This is a genomic window from Enterococcus sp. JNUCC 77, assembly GCF_054819945.1.
In genome coordinates, this window is the sequence record NZ_JBTHIG010000002.1 from 949,037 (window position 1) to 971,613 (window position 22,577).

Annotated in this window: 24 protein-coding genes; 15 read left to right on the forward strand and 9 right to left on the reverse strand. The window is 34.3% G+C overall.

Translation table 11 applies throughout. From position 1 onward, the window contains the following. Positions 1-350: 350 nt before the first annotated feature. Positions 351-1,145 carry a class F sortase gene (locus ACVWNY_RS17750; RefSeq protein ID WP_218325915.1) on the forward strand — a complete coding sequence of 265 codons (795 nt, stop codon included), beginning with the start codon at positions 351-353 and terminating at the stop codon, positions 1,143-1,145. Between the two features lie 44 nt (positions 1,146-1,189). On the opposite strand, the gene ACVWNY_RS17755 is transcribed toward ACVWNY_RS17750, so the two are convergent. The 3 genes from ACVWNY_RS17755 to ACVWNY_RS17765 all read right to left on the reverse strand — a co-directional run bounded on the left by ACVWNY_RS17755 (position 1,190) and on the right by ACVWNY_RS17765 (position 6,749). Further along, positions 1,190-2,752 (reverse strand): AcpB/EbpR/MafR family transcriptional regulator, encoded by a 1,563-nt coding sequence (locus ACVWNY_RS17755; protein ID WP_218325916.1) that lies wholly within the window; start codon positions 2,750-2,752, stop codon positions 1,190-1,192. Positions 2,753-3,655: 903 nt separating this feature from the next. Continuing rightward, a complete protein-coding gene (locus tag ACVWNY_RS17760) occupies positions 3,656-4,606 on the reverse strand; it encodes a zinc-binding dehydrogenase (RefSeq protein ID WP_454072086.1) in 951 nt (316 codons plus the stop codon). 640 nt (positions 4,607-5,246) lie between these two features. Next, positions 5,247-6,749, reverse strand: a complete 1,503-nt coding sequence (locus tag ACVWNY_RS17765) for a C40 family peptidase (protein ID WP_454072087.1) — start codon at positions 6,747-6,749, stop codon at positions 5,247-5,249. A 210-nt stretch (positions 6,750-6,959) separates the two neighbouring features. Here ACVWNY_RS17765 and ACVWNY_RS17770 point away from each other — a divergent pair, with 210 nt between their 5' ends. Both ACVWNY_RS17770 and ACVWNY_RS17775 read left to right on the forward strand, forming a co-directional pair. Then, on the forward strand, positions 6,960-7,946 hold the full coding sequence (locus ACVWNY_RS17770) for a GIY-YIG nuclease family protein (protein WP_454072088.1): 987 nt from the start codon (positions 6,960-6,962) through the stop codon (positions 7,944-7,946). 62 nt (positions 7,947-8,008) lie between these two features. Further along, a complete protein-coding gene (locus tag ACVWNY_RS17775; protein WP_218325918.1) occupies positions 8,009-8,929 on the forward strand; it encodes a prenyltransferase in 921 nt (306 codons plus the stop codon). A gap of 34 nt (positions 8,930-8,963) precedes the next feature. Here the strand turns inward: ACVWNY_RS17775 and ACVWNY_RS17780 are convergent, their stop codons facing one another. Then, positions 8,964-9,572, reverse strand: a complete 609-nt coding sequence (locus ACVWNY_RS17780; protein WP_454072089.1) for a histidine phosphatase family protein — start codon at positions 9,570-9,572, stop codon at positions 8,964-8,966. Positions 9,573-9,697: 125 nt separating this feature from the next. Here ACVWNY_RS17780 and ACVWNY_RS17785 point away from each other — a divergent pair, with 125 nt between their 5' ends. Next, the gene (locus ACVWNY_RS17785) at positions 9,698-10,387 is read left to right on the forward strand and encodes a YoaK family protein (RefSeq protein WP_343214714.1); all 690 of its coding nucleotides are present in this window, start codon (positions 9,698-9,700) and stop codon (positions 10,385-10,387) included. A 54-nt stretch (positions 10,388-10,441) separates the two neighbouring features. Here the strand turns inward: ACVWNY_RS17785 and ACVWNY_RS17790 are convergent, their stop codons facing one another. Beyond that, the gene (locus ACVWNY_RS17790) at positions 10,442-10,744 is read right to left on the reverse strand and encodes a rhodanese-like domain-containing protein (RefSeq protein ID WP_454072090.1); all 303 of its coding nucleotides are present in this window, start codon (positions 10,742-10,744) and stop codon (positions 10,442-10,444) included. A 70-nt stretch (positions 10,745-10,814) separates the two neighbouring features. Between ACVWNY_RS17790 and ACVWNY_RS17795 the strand changes: the two genes are divergently transcribed. Together ACVWNY_RS17795 and ACVWNY_RS17800 are read left to right on the forward strand one after the other, a co-directional pair. After that, entirely contained in the window at positions 10,815-11,501 is a 687-nt protein-coding gene (locus tag ACVWNY_RS17795) for a YdcF family protein (RefSeq protein WP_454072091.1), read from the forward strand. A 308-nt stretch (positions 11,502-11,809) separates the two neighbouring features. Beyond that, a complete protein-coding gene (locus ACVWNY_RS17800) occupies positions 11,810-13,183 on the forward strand; it encodes a cation:dicarboxylate symporter family transporter (RefSeq protein WP_454072092.1) in 1,374 nt (457 codons plus the stop codon). Positions 13,184-13,232: 49 nt separating this feature from the next. On the opposite strand, the gene ACVWNY_RS17805 is transcribed toward ACVWNY_RS17800, so the two are convergent. Beyond that, positions 13,233-13,487, reverse strand: coding sequence for a hypothetical protein (locus ACVWNY_RS17805; protein WP_218325923.1), 255 nt, complete (start codon positions 13,485-13,487; stop codon positions 13,233-13,235). Positions 13,488-13,648: 161 nt separating this feature from the next. Between ACVWNY_RS17805 and thiD the strand changes: the two genes are divergently transcribed. The 3 genes from thiD (at position 13,649) to ACVWNY_RS17820 (ending at position 15,304) form a co-directional block, all read left to right on the forward strand. Then, complete coding sequence (gene thiD / locus ACVWNY_RS17810; protein ID WP_454072093.1) at positions 13,649-14,458, forward strand: bifunctional hydroxymethylpyrimidine kinase/phosphomethylpyrimidine kinase; 810 nt, start codon at positions 13,649-13,651, stop codon at positions 14,456-14,458. Continuing rightward, positions 14,451-14,999 (forward strand): ECF transporter S component, encoded by a 549-nt coding sequence (locus tag ACVWNY_RS17815; protein ID WP_438720525.1) that lies wholly within the window; start codon positions 14,451-14,453, stop codon positions 14,997-14,999. The genes thiD and ACVWNY_RS17815 overlap by 8 nt, the downstream gene beginning before the upstream one ends. A 158-nt stretch (positions 15,000-15,157) precedes the next feature. After that, positions 15,158-15,304, forward strand: coding sequence for a hypothetical protein (locus ACVWNY_RS17820; RefSeq protein ID WP_218325926.1), 147 nt, complete (start codon positions 15,158-15,160; stop codon positions 15,302-15,304). 266 nt (positions 15,305-15,570) lie between these two features. On the opposite strand, the gene ACVWNY_RS17825 is transcribed toward ACVWNY_RS17820, so the two are convergent. Further along, positions 15,571-15,789 (reverse strand): amphi-Trp domain-containing protein, encoded by a 219-nt coding sequence (locus ACVWNY_RS17825; protein WP_461211754.1) that lies wholly within the window; start codon positions 15,787-15,789, stop codon positions 15,571-15,573. Positions 15,790-15,973: 184 nt separating this feature from the next. Here ACVWNY_RS17825 and ACVWNY_RS17830 point away from each other — a divergent pair, with 184 nt between their 5' ends. The 5 genes from ACVWNY_RS17830 (at position 15,974) to ACVWNY_RS17850 (ending at position 20,367) form a co-directional block, all read left to right on the forward strand. Then, positions 15,974-17,503: an ABC-F family ATP-binding cassette domain-containing protein gene (locus ACVWNY_RS17830; protein WP_218325927.1), complete on the forward strand. Its 1,530-nt coding sequence runs from the start codon at positions 15,974-15,976 to the stop codon at positions 17,501-17,503. A 12-nt stretch (positions 17,504-17,515) separates the two neighbouring features. Beyond that, positions 17,516-17,848 (forward strand): hypothetical protein, encoded by a 333-nt coding sequence (locus tag ACVWNY_RS17835; protein ID WP_218325928.1) that lies wholly within the window; start codon positions 17,516-17,518, stop codon positions 17,846-17,848. Positions 17,849-17,970: 122 nt separating this feature from the next. Next, positions 17,971-19,536: an Nramp family divalent metal transporter gene (locus ACVWNY_RS17840; protein WP_218325929.1), complete on the forward strand. Its 1,566-nt coding sequence runs from the start codon at positions 17,971-17,973 to the stop codon at positions 19,534-19,536. A 100-nt stretch (positions 19,537-19,636) separates the two neighbouring features. Continuing rightward, positions 19,637-20,215 (forward strand): DUF1700 domain-containing protein, encoded by a 579-nt coding sequence (locus ACVWNY_RS17845; RefSeq protein ID WP_218325930.1) that lies wholly within the window; start codon positions 19,637-19,639, stop codon positions 20,213-20,215. Continuing rightward, on the forward strand, positions 20,212-20,367 hold the full coding sequence (locus ACVWNY_RS17850) for a hypothetical protein (protein WP_218325931.1): 156 nt from the start codon (positions 20,212-20,214) through the stop codon (positions 20,365-20,367). The genes ACVWNY_RS17845 and ACVWNY_RS17850 overlap by 4 nt, the downstream gene beginning before the upstream one ends. 55 nt (positions 20,368-20,422) lie before the next feature. On the opposite strand, the gene ACVWNY_RS17855 is transcribed toward ACVWNY_RS17850, so the two are convergent. Together ACVWNY_RS17855 and ACVWNY_RS17860 are read right to left on the reverse strand one after the other, a co-directional pair. After that, entirely contained in the window at positions 20,423-21,208 is a 786-nt protein-coding gene (locus ACVWNY_RS17855; RefSeq protein WP_218325932.1) for an alpha/beta hydrolase, read from the reverse strand. Between the two features lie 64 nt (positions 21,209-21,272). Further along, positions 21,273-21,698, reverse strand: coding sequence for a universal stress protein (locus tag ACVWNY_RS17860; protein ID WP_438720522.1), 426 nt, complete (start codon positions 21,696-21,698; stop codon positions 21,273-21,275). Positions 21,699-21,880: 182 nt separating this feature from the next. On the opposite strand from ACVWNY_RS17860, the gene ACVWNY_RS17865 reads away from it, so the two are divergent. Next, on the forward strand, positions 21,881-22,510 hold the full coding sequence (locus tag ACVWNY_RS17865) for a pentapeptide repeat-containing protein (RefSeq protein ID WP_454072095.1): 630 nt from the start codon (positions 21,881-21,883) through the stop codon (positions 22,508-22,510). Positions 22,511-22,577: the final 67 nt, after the last annotated feature.

Below are 22,577 nucleotides of genomic sequence, written 5' to 3' on the forward strand. Positions count from 1 at the left end.
TATTACCTAAAAAATAATCATTGTACTACTATATTTTATGTATCTAGTGTTTTTATATGAGATATAAGATAAAAAAATTCTCTATCAAAAAGTTCTATTTTATGGAAATTTTTGATAGAGGTTTTTTTCTAATAAATGGCATAGCAATAGTTTTGCTCAATCACTTTTTTACATTGATAGGTAATTTATGAAAAAGATTTTCAATCCTATAACAGTAGCCTTAATATCATTTCGATGTTATGTATACTGTTATTTTAAAAGAAAATAAATATCAAAAACTAGTTTCTAGTTGTAATTTAATTATAGAAACAGAGATAAATTAGCTTTTTAAAGGAAATGAGGTCTTTATAATGATTAAAAAAACAGGATTTAAAAAATTACTAATTGGTTTAACAATGATTAGCGCAACAGCCGTGGCAGTTCCCGTGGTTTTTCCTGATGTTGCCGCAAAAACGCTTGATACAGTAACAAGTACATTTAATTCTTCTGATGAAACAGAAAATACATCTCAAGAAAAAGCAGATAAAAAGCAAACATCCGCGTCTTCAAAAGAAAATAAACAAGTAAAAGAAAGTTCTGAAGCTGCTACATCAGCTACTAGTGAAACAAATCAAAGTCAAGAAGCAACAGTTGCTCCAGAAGAAGCCGATACAGTAGCTGCTGTTGAAACACCAGTTGTTGAAGAAACCATACCGCAGGAGGTGGAGCCCACTCCGATAGCAACACAACCAACTTTACAAGCCAATCAATTAAATATCAATGGCACCTTTATCAGTTATGCTAATGCAGGCCAGGGTAGTGGACAAGCAGTTATTGATGGAAATTCAAATATGGCAGCAACTTGGGGTGGAGCAGCCGTTCAATCTGGCTCCGATGGTTTAAACACTCACTTTATCGGTCATAATCCAGGTATCTTTAATGTGTTATTCAGTTTAACTGGTGGTTCAGTTATCCAAGTATCAGATAGCAATAACCAGGTAACAAATTACACAGTCACTGGCATTACACAAGTAGACGATTACGCAGTAAGTGCTGATGGTACAGATTACTACGATCAAATGATTGGTACCGGGGGTGGTGAAAGAATTACATTACAAACTTGTATAAATGATAGTACAAACTTAATTGTTTTTGCCCAAGCATAACAAACCTTGAAGCAGTCAAATAAATGATTGCTTCAAGGCTTTTTTTATTTAGTTGTAAAAACGAAACGAGGTGAGAGGCTAGAAAAAAGGTGGATAATTTCCTTATTTAGATCCATTTTTTTAATAGTTTCAATTGCATGACGATTTTGCATTTTTAAAATACCAGCAAAAATATTGTAACGATCATTTGTGGATATGAAGTTATCAACAATTATGAGGTTTCCATTTTGATAGTCTGACAGTGGATTGTTACTAATTACGAGGTCATAATTTTGAAAGGATGAGACGTCTATTCGCTCACTAAAAATAACTGAACCTTTAAAAATGGTAGATTGCACCTGGTTACCGTATTCAAGTTGTAATAGACTTTCTAACATCTCTGCATGCTTCGTTCCTAGGTCACTTACGATTAAAATAGATATTTTTGTCCGCAAATGATTCAAAATAACCGGTAATCGCGACCATTCTTTCATCAGTAAGCTAAAAATCCGATAATAATGAATCTTGGCCCAATCAGTAGTTTCTTTCTTATCAAATTCTTTCAAATAATTTGCGACTAAGCTGGCAAAAACCGGGTAAACCCGCTGACTTTCCCGTGAAAAACGTTTAAATTTATCAAATAAAATAATTCGGTCGAAAGGATAATATAAGTAGACAACATACCAATAAAGTAATTCTTGTAAAATTTTTTGATGATCTATTAAAGATATCTCTGCATCAATAAAGGTACTGATTGCTTGAAGAAAGTCTTCAAATTTTTCGGTTGTTTTGTTCATTTGTTCTAAATTATCCCAATGATAAAAAGCAGATAGTGCAGTATGGCTCACTTCTTTATACCAAGAAGATGTGATTTTAATTCCACTACCTTTAAAAATTTCTTTCAGTGGAATAAATTCATCATTTATAATACTTTCGTACAGATCATCATCAGACAAAAGTTCTTCATCCGAAATAGTAAAGTTTTGTTGAGCTCTTAATAAGCTAATCACAATTAAATAGGCATTATCTTGTTTTTCCATATCATTCAACCGAAACCCTAAAGAATTCGCAATCTTTGTGATAATTTTTGATAATGCGACTTGGTTTAGATCAAAAGGCCAGTGGAGATATCCATAAGCTTCGCTAAAATATTCCTGATAAAAGAACCGAACCCACTGCTCTTTTTTTGCTGTCACGTAAAATGGATTACGATGAAGTCGTAGCCCGTAATTCTTTAAAAAAATATCAATTTTGGCTACCATTCGATAGAAACTTGCTTCACTCAAGAAAAAGTATTTACACCAAAAACTAGCATCTTCATTTGGCTGATACAAGAGCTGTTCAATCATTTGAAATTCCTTGCTTTCAGCAAAAATTATGTTATAAATGTTTGCCATCTTATTCGTTGAAACATTACTCAACCTTAAACCTAGTGTTTTCGAGAAATCAATTTTGACATATGTACCCCAAAAATCATTGATATAGTCGATATCTGACATCAATGTTTTGGTAGAGCAACTAACAACAACTCTAGCTTCTTTAACAGATAGCCAATCATCTAGACGATCTAAAATTTCTACCAAGCGCATCCGACGATAATTTGAACTCCCAATTAACTCTCTTTTCATAAAAAATCCTCCTATTAAGAGAAACTTCCCCTTTTAATCATATAACGGAGGTTTATAAATGACCAAAATTGTTGCTCATTTTTTTGATATGTAATAAAAAAATTATTAATTGTAATTTTAAAAAAATATAACGGTAATATTTGAAGTGAAGGGTTATAAAAATAGGCGAAGACAAATACTATCAAGTCAACATTTAGATTAAACGCAGCGATCATGTAAAATCTATTACTTTTGATCGTAGCAGAGAATTCGTAAACGAGAGATTCATTAGTCGTTTACTAGGCTAAAGTTTATTTTTCACATGCATACGCACCACAAGAATGTGGTACAAATGAAAATACTAATAGATTCATTCGAGTTTATTTGCCTAAGAAACAGACTTTTGAGAAGCAAACTCAAGAAGATATGCTTTTTATTGCTGAGGAATTAAACACTAGACCTAAAAAAATTCATAGCTTTGCTTTAGAACTTGTAAAGAGTTATATGAACAAGAGAAATGTCTTTCTGGTTAAAATGTATGATTGTCCACGAAGGTGATTAAAATTTAGTTCAGTTGTTGCACTTTATAAAAAGATATTCGCTTTTTTACTACTTAGTTTACATAACATGTATTATACAAAGCTACATTAAATTGGCGAATGTTAGGAGTAAGTGCAACATCTGGTTGCTATTGCATAACTATCCTTCATAATTAGCTCTTAATATCTTTTTATTTTGAAAAGAAGTTTAAATAAAAAAATAATTTATCATCTACGCGCAGCTAGCGTATTATAATTTAGCATCTATTATTGAATTATGACTTAGAAAATCCACTAGTCTAAATATTTTTTTCATTAATCGTGATAAAGATATCTGACAATGATTTCCATCAAATATCTTTATACAAAAATCTAAGGCATCATTCTATGGCTCTAAAAGAATTTTACCGACACTTTTTCCTGATTCCAAAAATTCATGGGCTTCTTTACCATTAGATAAAGAAAAAATAGTTGGTTCACTAATATTTATCGTACCCTCTCTAAAATACTTGAAAAGTCTATCACTTCTTTCACTGCGTTCCTGATAGCTAGTCAAATAATCCCAAAGATCTCCGGTTAATATGCTTTTTGATTGAGAAAGTAATTCAACAAAATCAATTTTAGGAGGATTGCCTCCAGCCATTCCAAAGAAAACTACTTTTCCTCTATGTTTAACTAAGTCAATACTATCCAGTAGTGTAATCCCAACTCCATCATATACGGTATCAAAATACGATAAGTAATCTTCTTGCCAATCTGAATTTCTTAAAAAAACCCTTTTTGCACCTTGTCTTAAAGCCATCTGTTGTTTTTCTTTTGAAGAAGTAATCCCATATACATTAAGACCATCGGCTGTTAACATTTGAGCTAAAATTTGCCCCACCCCACCACTTATCCCATGCACAAAAACATTACTACTTTCAAGTCCATTCCCTAAATCATGAGCTAAAAAATCAGCAGTCAAGCCCTGTAAGCCAATACTTGCTACTAACTTTGAATCCATGTCACTAGGTAGTTTTATGGCATTTTCTTTTGGAACAGCTACTAATTCGGCGTTTGAAAAAGGAACATCCACAAAAAAGACTTTATCACCAATATTATACTCACTAACGGCAGAGCCAATATCAATGACTGTCCCAACACCTTCGTACCCATTTATATATGGGGAACGTTCCTCTATGTGATATTCTCCTTTTCTTCTATAAATGTCCGCATAATTCAAACCAATATATTCCATTCGTAATAGTAATTCACTCTTAGAAACAACCGGGTCTGGTAATTCATCATATGTTAAAACATCAGAATTACCGAAATGATCGAAATATAAAGCTTTCATAATTAGTTAATCTCCTGTCATTTATATAATAAGTACTGAGATACTATCTGATTAAATTCTAATACATAGCATGGATTGTCACAAACAGATGTATAGCATTTATCTCCTATTTAAGTACTTGAATCATATACATTTTATAATATAAAATTTAGAATGTTTAGGAACATTATTTCAAACAGAATCATATCATTTTTTAAAAGTTTTTTCCTCTTTTTTTTATTTTTCATTTTTAGATCACGTTTATGTTCATTATAAAAAAACATCTAAACTGATAAATCATTAAATCAAAGATATAATTTTAAAATTCATTCTCAAATAATTTCAAGGATAAGAAACTATCCAATTATTATTAATCCCTTTCTAAATTATTATGTAAACTAAAATTAGGAGTTAAAAAGCTTTAATGCAAGCTGCCATTAGACTAAAAGTCTTTTAGAAGTCTTTTAGTCTAATGGTTATTTCTCTTAATCATCTAACCATTCTGGCTAATCTTCTTGAAATATAAAAAAATAACTTTATCTGTACTGAGGTTTTTGAAAAATTAAATAACGCCTATTTAAAAGACTTTTAAATAGGCTCCAGGTAGACAAAAAAACTCTCAAAAGATGTATGCTTTCGAGAGTTTCACTTTATTTAATTTCTAATAAACTCGTACACCAAAATCAGGTGTATACCATTGTGTATCACCATATTTAACTTCTTGTCCTGGTTGTGGCGCATGGATATATCCTGTATCTCCCGTAGAAATAGCTACGTGTGTGGTAGCACCTGGTTGTCCCCAGAAAAGTAAATCGCCTGCTTGTGCATCTGAAACTGCAATTTGAGTCCCTGATGATTCTTGAGCGACAGTCCAACTACCAATATCTTCACCAGTAACTTGTTGGTAAACATATTGTGTTAATCCTGAGCAATCAAATCCTTGTTCAGGTGTTCTACCGCCCCAAACATAATCTGTTCCAAGATATTTTTCTGCTTCAGCAACAACCGCTTCACCTCGAGCATTATCCGTTGTAGCTTGACCATTATCCGTTGGAGTAGTGGCTTCTGGTGTTGTAGTGTTTACTTGTTCATCAGCTACCGTGTTGTTGTTTTCTACTGGTGTATTCTCCTCAACAGGAGCCGTTTCAACTGGTGCAGTAACTGTAGGTGATTCAACGACTGGCGTATCAACAACAGGTACCTCAACATTAGTATTATTGTCAACTACTGGTGTCGTTGGCGCTGGTGTCGTAACCTCAGGTGTAGCAACTGGTGTATTTGTTGTAGCAGAAGCTGCACTATCTTCACCATTTCCCACGACAACGGTTTGTCCTGTGTAGATATCATTATCTTGTAAATTATTCCAAGAAACAAAATCATTCGTACTAATGTTATGCTGATTAGTAATAGACCAAACAGAATCACCAGACTGAACAGTATAGGTTTCTGGTGCGACTACTGCTTCATTAGTTGGTGCCGGTGTTGTAATTTCTTTAGCTGGTGTATCATAGTTAGTTAAATTATTTTCTTCAATAATTTGAATTAATTCTTGCGCATAAGTGCTACTTTCACTGAAACGATCTTGTAAGGCTTGAGCTGCTGCTTGGTAATTATCAGCAAAGTGTTTCCAAGTACCGCTGAAGTATTGGTCGTCGCCATTTTCTTCAGTCGTCTTCATTACTTGAACATAATCAGCAACTGCATCTTCATAAGAATCGTAATCTTTCAATTCCTTTTGTTCTGTTAAGCCAGTTGCTAAGTTTGTTTTTGGTAGGATAGCAGAATTACCTTCATACTGTCCTTCCAAACCAAAGACGTTAAAATAAGGTCCTTTGGCGAACTCGTTTTGTCCCCAGTTGCTTTCTAAAATTGCTTGTGCTAGCATAACCGATGCATATAAATCATTTTTTTCAGCTTCTGGCTCGATCATTCCAGCCAAACTGCTGATATATGATTGTTTATCAACGCTAGAATTTGCTGTCGATGCATCACTATTAGTTTCCGCATCTGCTTGACTCGCATTCATTAATGGTGCAACAACAGAAGCAGCAACTAGTGCCGTTCCTAATAATGCAGTACTTTTTTTCAAATATAAATAATTATTGGTTTGACGACGTCTTTGTTGACGTAGTTGACTTCTACTTACCCTTGTATCCATATCCATATTTTCACTCCAATCTATTTTTACAAAAACTGACAATCCGCACTCACAAGAAATATTTTAACGATCTTTAAAAATAATAAAATTCGTTATATTAATTCTCGCAAATTTTTATTAGTATTGCAACCATTTCGGTACGTTAAAAATGACTAATTAGTTTTTTAAAAGTGCGATTGTGGCTTTAAAAGTAAAAATCAATATAAGGAGCATAGCATGACTAAATCATTGATATTAAAAGAAAAAGTTAGTCTTTTACCTGAGTCTCCAGGTGTATATTTCATGAAAGACAATGAAGGTCAAACAATCTACGTTGGAAAGGCTAAAAATCTGAAAAGACGAGTGGCTTCCTATTTCAGGAACAATAAACAGCATTCAAAAAAAGTTATTCGAATGGTTGGCCAAATTGATGATTTTGATTTTCAACTAGTTGATACTGAATTTGATGCCTTAATTCTAGAGTGTCAAAAAATCCATCAAATACGCCCTCATTTTAATCAAAGAATGAACCGCTACGAGAATTATGGTTTTTTTCAATTTTTAGATGAAGAGCCTTATCTGAAAGTATTAAATCATTGGTCAAATCAAGGACAAATAATTGGCCCTTTTTTCAAGCAAGCAAAAATGATCGAAATAAAAAAAATACTAATGAGTTTATATCGCCTGACAGGTCCACTTAGATTTGCCAAAGATATTGTGAACATTTCGTCTGAGCTAACACCTGAAGAAGAGTTTACTGGAAGGTTAACAGAAATTAGCGATGCTTTTAAAGGCCGCCCCGAAAAAGTTTTACAACGCATCGAAGATAAAATTCAGCGGGCTAACCACCGTCAAGATTTTGAAACTGCAGCTATTTGGTGGCAGAATTATTTAATAATTGAACGTTTTTTAAGACGAAATAAACAATTAATTTTAACTTTACAAGGTAGATTTTTTATTGGTTTACTAGCTGAAAACAACCAATATTATTGCTATCTCTATAGTAAAGGAATGATTTTAAATCGTATTGTTTATAAACGGCGCCCAACTTTTGAACAAATGCAAAAAAAATTGCTCCATTCAATTCCAAAAGAAAATCGCAAAAATTGGCTATCAAAAGAACATTTGGATAAGGAAGATGCCGATCTATTCCCTATTTTTTTTAATTATTTGAATGCCCATGGAACTGCTCAGGCTATTTTTGTCGAAGAGCAACCCTTTTAGTAGACAAACTTCTTTCGATTGCGTTTAATAAATAAGCAAGTATCTATGAAAGAAGGATGTTAATGGAAAATAAATTTACTTTCCGACAATTTTGGGAGTTATCAGAAATTTATACGGCCCCGTTGAATTTGTTTTTAATTTTAATGGGGGTTTCGATTGCGATGGATCAATTTGACTGGGGAATCAGTTTAGATTTATTCCTTTATGGATTAATTTTAATTATTTTCCATGTAACTGCGAATATTTTTAATCATTACATGGATTATAAAAATGCTTCTGACCAACATTATCGTGAAGTAACGAATGTCATTGGTCGAGAGAAATTGAGTTTAAAGTTTGTTAGAAATCTTTATCTTATTTGTTTGTTTATCGCCTTTTTACTTGGTGTTTGGTTAGTTTTGAGGACCAATATTATTGTTGGAATTTTGGGCTTAATTGGCTTTTATATTGGTCTTTTCTATTCTTACGGTAAGCACCCGTTGAACTCACTTCCGATTGCTGAAGTTTTAACTGGTACGACCAGTGGCTTTTTTATTCCAGTCATTGGTTTTTATTTAGCAATTGATGGCAAAATCGAAGTGACTCCTTTCATGATTTTTGAAGTTTTTATTTTGTGTTTGCCGCTTAGCATGATGATGTTTAATAATTTATTGGCTAATAATACGTCTGATTTAGAAGAAGATGTTAAAAATGGTCGTAAAACTCTGGTTTATTATCTAGGCAAAAAAACAGCAGTTTCAGTATTGCTGATCGTTTTTGCAATTAGTTATTTACTATTACCTATTTTTGTCTTTTTGGGAATTGCTCCCTGGCCCATTTTAATTTTGTTTTTATTCTTACCAAAAAGTATCCAAGGGTTAAAAATCTATCAGCAAAAACAGGACAAAGCTACCACCTTTCCAATTGTTTTAAAGACAATGTCCTTGGTAATGATTGGTTATCCATTGCTTTACTTTATTGGCAGTTTGATCCATCAATTATAAAAAAAGACCATTCTCATTTTGAGATTGGTCTTTTTTAAAATGTTTTTCCCCAAGTAACAAACTCTGCTTTTTCTCCATCTGTTTTCAGAATTGTGAGACTAGAATTTGGTACAATTGGACTTTTCCTAAGTTGGCTCAAAGGATCCTGTTTTAAATTGGAAAAAACAGTCATCAAAAACAAGCCATGTGTGACTACTAAGATTTGCTGGTTTTGATTTTTTTGATTAATCTCAGAAATAAGATCTTTTCCTCGATTTATCAATTGTTCATAGGATTCGGCATGTATTTTTTCTGAGTTAAATTTATCTGGTTGATGAAAATAATTGTAGGCTTCAGGATGATTTTTCACTTCATCGATCACTTTGCCATCCCAATCTCCTAGTTTTAATTCTCTTAATCGTTCATCAATCTGAATTGTTGGCGCAGCATGATTTTGACTTAAAATGATTTGTGCTGTAGTTTGCGCCCGCATTTGGGGTGAGCTATAAGCTTGATCAAAAGTAGTTGCTGCTAATTCTGTTGCCATTCGATTTGTTTCATCGATCCCTTCAGCCACTAATGGTGTATCAACCGTTCCACCGTTAAATCGTCTCTCAATATTGTTTTGAGTCAAGCCATGGCGAATAAAATAAAATGTTGTCATCAAACCTCTCCTTTTTTTCAGTGTACTGCAATAAAAATAAATTGAAAAGCTTTTGGAAAAACATTCTTTTTGTTTTTTTTTAGAATTAGCGCAATAATAACCAAGAATTTTAGGAGGCGGTATTTGTGGAGGAACTTGAAAAGATAAAAAAAGAAATACCGATTCATGAAACATTATTAGTTGGCTCACTTTTAGCTATGGCAGCAGGTAGTCTTGATGCGTATACTTATTTACTACATGGTGAAGTATTTGCAGGTTTACAAACTGGTAATTTAATTTTATTTGGTATTCACCTTATTCATCCAGATAATGTCGGTGTGAGTCGGTATTTGATTGCTATTTTGGCATTTATGTTAGGAACTATTTTAATTCGTCTATTTCAAGAAAAATTTGATCACAGTAGACGACCAGGTATTCGTCAATCGTTTGTGATTGGTTGGGAAATTATTTGTATGCTAATTGTTGCTCTTTTTGCGTCAGTTTTATCTGACCGAGCTGCCAGTGCTTTATTGTCAATTGCTGCAGCTGCTCAATTGCAAGAATTTAATCGTTTAAAAGGTGCTCCTTTTACTTCTTTAATGATGACAGGAAATATTCGGACATTTGCAGCAAGTATTTTGGAAGGATTAATGTTAAAAGATCATAAAGCGATTAATAAATGTCGTGATATCGCTACAATTATTGGCAGTTTTATTGTTGGAGCAGCGCTAGTTTCATTATTATCAGGTGTTCTCGGAGATCAGACTATCTTTGTGTCGATTGTTTTTTTGTTATTTGCTTTAATCTGTATATTAATCAAAACAAAAAAGAATTAAACTTTCTCATTAAAAAAGGTTCTAAGCTCAAATTGTTGAGCTTGGAACCTTTTTTTAAACAATCTCACCAAACCATTGATGCATTCCGCCGGTCATATTAAAAGTTTGATAGCCTTTTGCTTGTAATATTTCAGCAGCCTGCTCACTTTTATTACCAGTTCGGCAGACTAAATAAATTGGTTTGTCCTTTGATCCTTGATAATTAGCTATGTTAGCTAAAGGAAAATTAAGCGCTTCTTTAATGTGGCCTGATTGATATTGTTCAACGACTCGAACGTCTAATAACGTGATCGCGTCTTTTTTTAGGAGTTCTTCTAATTCATCTGGAGAAATCTCTTGGGCTTCATGAAGTGACATCTATTCAACCTCCTAGTTATGTTAAAATAACTATAGAGAGTTTTGTTTTTTCAGTCAAGGAGTGAAGCTTATGTTAGAAACGTTAGTTAATTTTTTAATTCAACAAGAAGATGAAAAAAATTTTTCTGCTGATACGTTAGTTTTAGCCGGAAATAGTTTACCGAATTTGATTAGCTATACTGCAAAATTTGTTAAAGAGAAAAAAATTAAAACAGTCATGTTTTGCGGCGGGATTGGACATGGTACACAATTCTTAATTGATAACTATAAAAAAATGATGCCTGAACTACACATGGAAAATTTTTCTCAATTACCTGAAGCAACTATTATGCTAGAAATATTTAAACAGGCTTATGGCGATATTTCTCAGTTAAACATTATAAAGGAGGAACAATCAACAAATACTGGTGAAAATGCTCGTTTTTCCTTAGCAGCTTTTGACAATCCCCCTGAAAAAATTTGGTTGGTTCAAGATCCACTGTTGAAAAAAAGGAGCTTATTAACTTTTCAGAAAAATTGGCCCATACCCACTAAAGATATTGCTTTAATGCCCTATCCTACTTTTGATGAAAATTGGTGGCCAAAAGAGTATTATTTGTCTTTAGTCATCGGAGAGATCCGACGTCTGCATGATGATGAGCAAGGCTACGGTCCCAAAGGTGCAAATTACATTCCCCATGTTGATATTCCTGACAATGTTTGGCAAGCCTATCTAGCTGTAAAAGATTTACTAATAAGAGATGTTCGAAAAAATTAAGGACCAGTGAGAAGTCAGGCTCATTGGTCTTATTTACAAAAAAATTTATTGTTTTCGACATTTTTTTTTGCTACGCTGACTGTAAGGGTTTTTATAGTGGTGATTGGGGGGAGCATAATGAATAAACGTCTTTGACTATGAGTAAAGAAGAATCTTAGAGTTTCTAAGCTAATCGTTATGTCTCTTCATCTATGGAGTCGTCTTTAAGATCAATCGAATATCATTTTTACTATATAAATAAACTCTTTTGCCTTCATAAGTGAATGATTGCACATGACGATGATTAATTCAAATTGGAGTGTGTAAAAATGTTAATTGCTATATCTTTTATTATTGTTGCCGCGATTATTTATGGCTTACTTTATTTAAAAAGCCGAAAAGTTGCCTTTTCTAAGCGAGTGGTCCTAGCCCTTGTTTTAGGGATTATTTTAGGACTTATCTTAAACCAATTCTTTTCTGCCTCTGAACGGATGCTTTTTTCTGATTGGGTAGGTATTTTAGGTGGTATTTATGTCAAACTATTGCAAATGATTGCAATGCCATTGGTTTTTGTCTGTGTCGTTTTAGCCTTTACAAAAGTTGAAATAAAAACCAACGTAGCCAAACTAGGTGCGACCATCATTGGAACTTTGATTGGGTTTGCAGGATTTGCAGGAATTATCGGGATAATTACCGGTTATTTTGCTAATATTGATGGTAGCGGCTTTACTATCTCTAAAACAGCCTTAAGTACTGCCAATGAATTAAGAGACAGTTATGTTGCTGGTGGCGAAAATGCTTTGAGTTTGCCTCAAAAAATTATTGCTATCTTCCCTTCAAATCCCTTTTATGATTTAACTGGTCAGAGACCTAGTGCAACCTTGGGTGTAGTTATTTTTGCCCTGTTTTTAGGAGTTGCCTTTTTAAAAATTAAAGATAGAAAACCAGAAGCTGCTGGATTTTTCAAACAAATGATGGATAGCATTTATGAAATCATTATGTCAGTTGTTCGTTTATTCTTATCATTTGCTCCTTACGCAGTCTTTACCATCATGACTACTACTGTAGTAAATAATGATTTTTCAGCTGTCTGGAAACTGGCAAAATTCTTTGTCGCTTGTTATGTTGCGATGGCAATTGTTTTTGCCATTCAAATTTTGATTATTGCTCTTTGTGGTATTTCACCAGCACGTTATATTAAACGGGCATTCTCAGTTCTTTCCTTTGCTTTTATTACAGCGTCAAGTGCCGGCTCAATGGCTATGAATCTTGAGATGCAAGAAGATTTAAATATTCCAAAAGGTATTTCCAGTTTGAGTGCTTCTTTTGCAACATCGATGGGTATGTGTGGCTGTGCTGGTCTTTATCCAGGAATTATTATCGCGATTGTTGCGCAAACACAAGGAATTAATCCATTATCACCTCAATTTTTACTTTATGCTGGATTTATTATTGCGATGACTTCATTTGGGATTGCTGGAACTGGCGGTGGTGGTTCTGTTGCTACGATTATTTCACTTTCTGCTTTAGGCTTACCTGTAGGTCTTGTAGGAGTATTTATTGCAATTGAACCACTTGTTGACATGGGTAGAACTGTAGTTAATTTAAACGGCGGAGTTGTTGCTAGCGCAGTGACTTGTAAAGTCAGCGGAATCGATTTAAGTGAAAAAAATTCTGAATCAATCGCAACTGAAAATAACTAATTAAAAAGTCTATGAATGAGTAAATTAATTACTCATTCATAGACTTATTTTAATTTATAATTGTGTGAAATAAATTGCTAATCATACCCCATAAACTTGTAAAGAACTGCGAAATAGTTCCTAATAAGCCACCAAAGTCAGGATTTGCTACAAAGGATTCCATTTGAGCAAATGCTTGATCTTTGTATGCATAAATCAAGAATATAATGAGTAAAACCCCTAGTACCCGCCAAATTACTGAACTCAAGCGAACCACCAAATAAATAATAAAAGCTAAAACAACTAATGCAAGAATTTGTTCCACGGTTCTCCCTCCTCTTTACCTTATTATGCCTCAAAAATCTTTCTATGACATCAGACTTGCGCCGGATGACAAAATAAAAATTGGCCCACCCAATTAAAAGCCAATTGGCTGTTTTTAATTCCTAAAAGAAGACTATACTAAATTTTTGTAAGGAGGTTTTTATGAAAAAAGTAGTGACTATAGCCGGTTCTGATGCAACTGGTGGCGGCGGGATTGAAGCGGATTTAAAAACTTTTCAAGAATATGGAGTTTTTGGTTTTGCGGCAATTACTAGTATTGTCACCATGTTCCCTGAAAGTGGCAAACACCAATTAACGTCTTTAGACTTAAATTTAATCGACAAACAAATAGATTCGGCTTTGGCAGGTCCAATCGATGCTATTAAGACTGGTCTGCTACCCTCCCGTAAAATTATCGAATTGACGAGTCAAAAATTATTTGATTTTTCTGGACCAATCGTTGTGGATCCGGTAATTGCAGGAAAAGGAACCACTGATTTTTTAAATGCAGACAATGTAACTGCCATGCGAGAAGTTTTATTACCTATGGCGTATATAACAACGCCTAATTTAAGGGAAGCGGGCATTCTTTCTGGTTTAGGCGAATTAAAAGAAAAATCACAAATCGAAAAGGCGGCAAAAATTATTTATTCCTTTGGTGCAAAAAATGTTGTCATTAAAGGTGGCGGCGCTGGGTTGCCCTTTGATTTGTACTATAATGGCGAAATATTTCATTATTTCCCACACCCAATTATAGAAACAACCTTTAATCATGGTGCTGGCTGTACTTTTGCGGCTAGCATAACCGCTGCTTTAGCAAAAGATTACGAACTATTTTCAGCTATTAAAACAAGTATTAATTTTGTTCAAGCAGCTATTAAAGCTGGAATAGCAATTAATCCCTATGTCGGCCACGTTTGGCACGGAGCATACAATCAGGCTGAGAAGAGGATGGAGGAAAATCATGACTAATCACAAAAAAATCCAAACAATTGTTTTCGTAGCATTATTTGCGGCGCTAACCTTTTGCGGTACTATGATTAAAATTCCTTTACCAACTGGAATGTTTATTCATTTTGGCAATACAGTGGTTTTATTAGCGGTGCTATTACTAGGTTATTGGCGTGGCGCTTTGGCTGGAGGCATTGGTTTTGCACTCTTTGATATTTTAAATGGCTATGCCAGTGAGGCACCAATTTATTTTGTTGAATGTTTTGTTGTGGGGGCTGCTGCCTACTTTGGCTTTTGGCTGTTTAAAAAGGATCCGACAAAAATTTATCAAATTATCACGATTGCCTTCTTTGCAGGGATTGCCAAATTTATCGCCTCAGTCATAGAGGCAACAATGATGTCAATGATTGCTGGAGCAGACTTAAAGCCTGCTTTTATGGCTGCTATCATCAGTATGCCTGCGACTGTCATCAACATTGTTTCGACCATTATTATCACAAGCTTACTTTACTTCCCTTTAAAGTCTGCTATGAAAGGCATATTACACAAACAAACTATTTAATATGCTATAATAAAATTCCTTGGCAGGGGCACAGCTGATGCATGTTATATTTCTTAACATGTATCAGCTTTTTTCTTGTTTTTATAAACGACCCATGCTATAATTTTATTCAAAGATAAGTGTTTTCATGAATTTTTCAAGAAAGGATGTGAAGTATAATGACATTCTCTACTCAAGATTTGACTTATCGGGTAACTTTAGACACTGAAAACAATTTATTCATTGTTTATATCCCAAATAGCGATCATCGCGCAAGTGGCGTCACGATTGAAGAAGCAATTTCAAAACTTAAAAAAACTGCATAAGGAGCGTCACAAGAAATGGACGATTGTCTAAATTAAAAAGCATCTGCTGGCTATGAGCGGATGCTTTTTTTGTGTCTTACAATTCTGTTCGTTGAATGATAGACAAATCTATTTTTATATTGTGTAACTTCTTCTATCATAATAGAAAAAATAGAGGTGAATAGTTATGATTCAATTTTTTGATGGAATTTTTCAGATAGTCTTCAATTTCCTTGCAGTATCTCTAGATGTCATTCATAATTTGATAAATTTTTTGTTCTCGGCGATTATTTAATTGTAAATTTTTCATTTGATTGACCTTCTAACCATTCGAATTCAATTTCAAACTGGTGTTTATCGCCTTTTTTTTCATATTTCAATTCAACTTCTAAAAGTTCGTCAGGTGCAATGATCGTTGTTTTCTTTCCCTCAACTAAACTGAATTGTCCGTTTTCCTTTAGTCTCGTAGCAATCATCAGGAAAAAATCACTAAACTCTGCTAAAATTTTGTTTTTCCCTCAATCAACAAGGACCTCTGTTAATGGCTTATTTACAGTCATTTCTCTCACACCCTTTCCTTTATTATTGCAGTTTTCAAAGTTTTCTTTCAAATTTCAACTTAGTGACTTGACGAACGCTGTAATTTCTAAGATGATAAAGGGATGGATTTTTAAGAAAGTTGGTATATCAGTGAGTTTATTAGAGTTAAAAGAAATTAGTCAGCAATTTGGTGACAAGATTTTATATGAAGATTTGTCTCTACAAGTTAATCGTGGGGAACATTTAGGATTAATCGGTCAAAATGGAGCCGGTAAAAGTACCTTAATCAAAATTATAACGGGCGAAATTTTACCAGATGATGGCACAGTTTCATGGCAAAAAAACATTCATTACGGTTATCTAGATCAGTATGTTGAAGTTGATCCTGAATTGACCATTCGTGATTTTTTAAAGACGGCCTTTATGGCGGAATTTGAGAAAGAAGCCAAAATTGGGAAACTGTATGAAGAATACAGTGAAAATTATGATGATAAATTGTTAGAACAAGCCGGAAAGCTGCAAACTGAGTTGGATCAAGGCGATTTTTATCAAATTGATACCTTAGTTGATGAAATGAGCAGTGGCCTTGGCTTAGCTATTTTAGGTATGGAGTCTCAGTTAAAAAATCTCAGTGGCGGGCAGCGTTCCAAATTAATTTTAGCAAAATTACTACTGGAAAAACCTGATGTTTTGATTTTAGATGAGCCGACTAACCATTTAGATGACGAACATGTCGCTTGGTTGAGTCAATTTTTAAAGGATTTTGCGGGAACCTTTGTAGTTATTTCCCATGACCAAAGTTTTCTAAATCAAATTACTACTCATATTGCTGACATTGAGTTTGGTAAGTTAACTAAATATACAGGGAATTTAGAAAAAGCCTTAAAACAAAAAGAACAATTTCAAGAAACCTATTTGCGTCAGTATGCCGCTCAGAAAAAACAAATTGAAAAAACGGAAGCCTATATTCGTAAATATAAAGCCGGTAGTCGTTCAACTATGGCAAAATCTCGACAAAAACAATTGGATAAGGTGGAAAGATTAACCCCGCCTAATTCCAATGCGAAAGCCCACTATGATTTTCCTTATCACCCGATTGTCACAACCTTGGCTTTGGAGACAACTGATTTAACAATTGGTTACCAAAAACCTTTGTTACCGCCAATCAATCTAACAGTACGTTATGGTGAAAAAATTGCTATCCGCGGCTTTAATGGTATTGGTAAATCAACTCTTTTGAAAACTTTAATCGGTGAAATTCGTAAAATTGACGGAGATTTTCATTTTCCTGCTAATACAAAAATTAATTATTTTGAACAGGATTTGCATTGGGAAAATGGTTATCAAACCCCTTTGCAATATTTAAGCGATATTTATCCAAAGGAAACAGTCAAAGAATTACGTAAACACCTTTCTCGAGCAGGACTTCCTAGTGAATTAGCCCAAGAACCACTTAGAACCCTAAGCGGTGGTGAACAAACCAAAGTAAAATTAGCCCAAATGACAATGGAAAAAGGCAATTTGTTAATTTTAGATGAGCCCACCAATCATATCGACCAAAGTACTAAAATAAGTTTACAAGAAAGTTTACAAAATTTTGCTGGTACCGTTATTGTCGTATCCCATGAAGAAGATTTTTATAGTGCGTGGGTGGACCGTGTCGTTGATATTCAACAATAGGAGCTGAAAAAAATGTATCCCTTAGTCCCCACCAATATTTTAGAAGTCGCGCAAGTAATGGCTTGGCGAAAACAGCAAGGTGAAACGGCTGACGAAGATCAAATTATTATTGAAGCCATCAAAGAAAATGCCCAAAACTTAATTGATGAAGCACTAGAAGGTCCTTATTGGACAATTAAATGGGAAAATGAAGACCATTTATTAGCAGTCTTTGATGTGATGGGAGAAAAAATCGGCGAACTTTCCCCTGCTGATTCTTCTTTCTCTGCTGAATTTCGTAAAAATGGGCATGAATTACTTTTACATTTAGGAAAACAATTAAGGCCAATTATCGGTAGCCACTAGTCAGAGAAAATTCTCTGGCTTTTTTTTATTTTAAAGAAATTTTAGGTTTGCCGAAAATAATTATTTGCTTTGTCTACATTTAGGTGTATGATGTGTTTGTAAAAGATAAACGGGGTGAAGAAATGCGTGAAAAAAATAAACAACATTTGATAACTCATGCCAACGGTGCATCTTTAGCCGAAATTAATGGAACTGTCAAAGTTCCTGAAGGCAAAAGTTTTTTTAGAACATTATTAGCTTATTCTGGTCCGGGTGCATTAGTCGCAGTTGGTTATATGGATCCCGGCAATTGGTCCACTTCGATTACTGGCGGACAAAATTTTCAATATTTATTAATGTCAGTCATTTTAATGTCTAGTTTAATCGCTATGTTATTACAATACATGGCAGCAAAATTAGGTATTGTTACTCAGATGGATTTAGCCCAAGCCATTCGTGCGCGAACATCTAAAGCTTTGGGAATTGTTTTATGGATTTTGACTGAGTTAGCCATTATGGCTACCGATATTGCTGAGGTCATTGGTGCGGCGATTGCACTCTATTTACTTTTTAGTATTCCATTAGGTTTAGCTGTTGTGATTACTGTTTTTGACGTTTTATTATTATTACTACTAACAAAAGTCGGTTTTAGAAAAATTGAAGCGATTGTCGTTTGTCTAATTTTTGTCATATTATTTGTTTTTGTTTATCAAGTTGCCTTATCAAATCCTGATTGGTCAGCACTAGTGAAAGGTTTCGTTCCTTCCAGTCAAACATTTGCCGAAAGTCCCAAAATTGGTGGTCAAACACCTTTAACTGGTGCTTTAGGAATTATCGGAGCCACTGTCATGCCCCATAATTTATATCTTCATTCTGCAATTTCGCAAACAAGAGCGATAGATCATAGTGATGAAAAACAAGTAGCTAAAGCTGTTCGTTTTACAACTTGGGACTCCAACATTCAATTAACCTTAGCGATGTTAGTTAATGCTTTATTATTAATTATGGGCGTAGCAGTTTTTAAATCAGGTGCGGTTAAAGATCCATCTTTCTTTGGCCTTTATGAAGCTCTGTCTAATCCCGCAACCTTAAGCAATGGTTTGTTAGCAAATGTTGCCCGATCAGGTGTCTTATCGACATTATTTGCGGTAGCATTATTAGCATCCGGCCAAAATTCTACCATTACTGGAACTTTAACTGGACAGGTTATCATGGAAGGCTTCATTGAAATGCGAATGCCAATCTGGTTGCGACGATTAGTTACACGATTATTGTCCGTTGTGCCCGTTTTAATTTGTGTATTGCTTACTCGTGGTCAAAGTACCGTTGCAGAACATGAAGCTTTAAATGATTTAATGAATAACTCGCAAGTTTTTCTGGCTTTTGCCTTACCTTTTTCAATTATTCCCTTGTTAATGATGACTGATAGCGCTGCTGAAATGGGGCACCGTTTCAAAAATAATTTAGTAGTAAAAGTTTTAGGTTGGATTTCAGTCGTCGCGTTAACTTATTTAAATCTACGAGGATTACCTAATCAAATTGAAAGTTTTTTTGGAAGCAATTTATCTGCTGATCAGCTTTTTCTAGCACATGCAATTGCTGACAGTTTGATCGTGATCGTTCTAGTATTATTGGCTTGGACCATTTTTGAATTGTATCGAGGCGATAAAAAACAAGCCCTTCTCATGGAAGAAGAATCCGCAAATTAGCGGATTCTTTTTTTAGGTCTAAAGTCCGATTGTTCAAAATCATAAAAAAAGATATGCTAAATGTATCAAATAAAACCGATTAGAAAGCGGGTTGAAAAATATGCGTCAAGAATATTTATCTCAATTAACGGAATTGTTGAGCTATCGAGTTTCTCCTAGTGTAGTTCAAAGCACCGTTGAATATTACGATCAAACAATTATTGAATTAATGGAATCCGGCTATTCAGAAGCCGATGCTGTGGCTGAATTACCTAATCCCAAAGCAGTTTTGGCTAGTTTAGTCGACGAACCATTTCCATCAACAAAAAGAAAGCTCCCCTTGTTCGTCATTATTTTATTAGTTATCAGTTCACCTTTATGGGGAAGTTTGGCAATTGCTGCTGCAGCGATTCTTTTTAGCATATATATTGTCGCTTGGTGCATACCTTTTACTGGCTTTTCAATTGCTGGAGGATTTATTTTTGGTGGTGTCGTGGCGATGGTTACTAGTCCATGGGCCTTCTTTGATGCTATGTTTATGGGGGTTTCACAATTTGGTGTTGGCTTAACTATTTTAGGCTTAGGTATTATTGCTTTATGGTTGACCAGTCATCTGACAAAAGCTTATTTAAAAGTACATCAAATTCTCTGGAACAAGATTAGTCGCTCTTGGCAAAATAAAAAGGTGGTATACGCATGAAAAGAGTCAATCAATTAGCAAAATGGTCTTTAGGATTAGTTATTACTGGCGCAATCATCACATTTTTAGGTTTTGCATTATCAGGTTTTTCATTCGAACGGTATGCTGAAAATAGTGATCATTGGTACAATACAGTTCACCTTTATAAATAAAAAAACTGTAGATATCGCCCAAAATTTGGACTTTATATACAGTCTCCAACAAGGCTTAGGCCTTGTTTTTTTTGATATATTGTTTTAAAAATGCCAATGATGATGTCCAGGCTGCCTCAAGATATCCTTCCGCATGTCTAGTTCCTTCAATCAGTTTAACTTCATTCGGCACATTATTATCAGCTAAAGCTTTTTGCAATTGATAAATTCCAGAAAGTGGTACAAACTCTCTCAATGAATTAGCTAAATAAAGCGGACCACTCTTAGTTGAAACTCTTTGGAGTGGTGTTGCATCTGCCAATTTTTGATCATCTGGTGCGTAGTTAGTAATAAACCATTTATAAAATGGATCATTAGCACCGTCTTGATCAATTAAAGCTGAGGCCTGCTGGTCAAAATTAGGTTTTTGCGTATTTTCAGCCACCACATCGGCATGTTGATGTACCCACTTGGCAATATCAATAATTCCCGACCAAGAAACTGCTGGAATTCCTCGCTGTAAAGCCAACTCAATCGATAAATTTCCGCCTGCAGAAGAGCCAAAAGCCCCCCAGTTGCCTTTTAATTCGGGATATTGTTCGTATGCCCAATCAAAACTAGCTAAAGTATCCTCTAAAGCCGCTGGAAATAAGTTTTCTGGAGCTAAACGATAATCTGGCACTACTACTAAAAAACCTGCTTCAGCAAATTTTTCAGCAATCGCCCCCTCTTTTTCTTTACTACCTCGAAACCATCCACCACCGTGAAGATCAATCAATCCTCTTTCAAATGTTTCTGGTTGATAAATATCAGCCTTTAAATTTAAATCTTTATGATAAACGACATTTTTCATAACTTTCATAATATCCCTCTTTTCAAAAATAAATATAAGCCTATCTTCAAAAAAAGAAAAAGATTTTGAATTGTTATTTTACCACCATTACATTACACGGTGCATTATTAACAACAAAGGCAGTCGTTGAGCCGATCAAGGCTCGCTCGATACGCCCTTTACCAGTGGCACCTATCATAATTAAATCAATATCATTGTCTTCAGCATACTTAACAATCGCTGTTTTAGGATTATCTTCCAATTTTACGGTTTCGTAGTCAAATCCTTCTGGTAATTCTAATTCTGCTTGTAAAATAATACTGTTTAAATAATTTTTCGAGGTTTCAGCGATATAGTTCGAGGCATGGGCATCCGCCAGCATCGGAGCAGTATCTACCGTAGTTAAAATAACCAAATGTCCATCATTTCTTTTGGTGGTCTCTACAGCCTCTTTTAAGGCATTTTCCGCTTGTTCAGAACCATCTACAGCAACCAATATATTTTTATAGACTTTGCGCAAAGTAAACTCCTCCTTTATTTAACAACTAGGGTAACAAATCATCCTTCTTACTATCTATTATAAAAAAGAAAGCATAAAAAAACAAACGCTTTCTTGAAAGTAACAATTCTGAATTATTTTTTGTTTTTATTAAGGATTTTACTTTTTAAAATGATACAATATTGTTAAAAAGGGGGGATTTCATGGCTGAACTTGAAAATTTAGATTACCGCTATCGTCAATTAAGCCAAACAAATTTTTCTCATTTAAGTTTTGAAAAGGTTGATTTTACTGGGGCTAATTTAACCGGTACAACTTTTGAAAATAGTTTGTTGCGGCAATGTGATTTTACAGATGCAAATTTGACCGATGTCAATTTTATAGGAACGGATTTACGAACTTGTCGTTTATCTGGTGCGGATATTTCTGGTGCTAATTTTTATTTCGCAATTTTAGAAGATGTGGCCTTAGATCATGTCATTTGGGATGAGACCACACAATATTTCCGACTACATCCACCCAAAACAGGAGCTTTTTTAGGTTATAAAAAATGCTTTGGTTATCGGATCGTACAGCTTTTAATTCCTGAAAACGCCCAAAGAACCTCCGCTACTGGCAACTCTTGTCGTTGCGATTTGGCAAAGGTTCTAACGATTAAAGATATGTACACCAATCAAGATTATGATGAAGCTGTCTCATACGTCGATCCAGACTTTATTTATCATCGTGGTGCTTGGGTTTATGCAAAAAATTTTAATCCAGACCGATGGGCTGATTCCACCGGTGGTATCCATTTCTGGTTAACTCGTAAGGAAGCTGAAGGTTATATGTAATCTTTAGCTTTCTTTTTTCAATAAGTCTTTGATTTTAAGGATAATGCCAATGCCTGATAAAATTAAA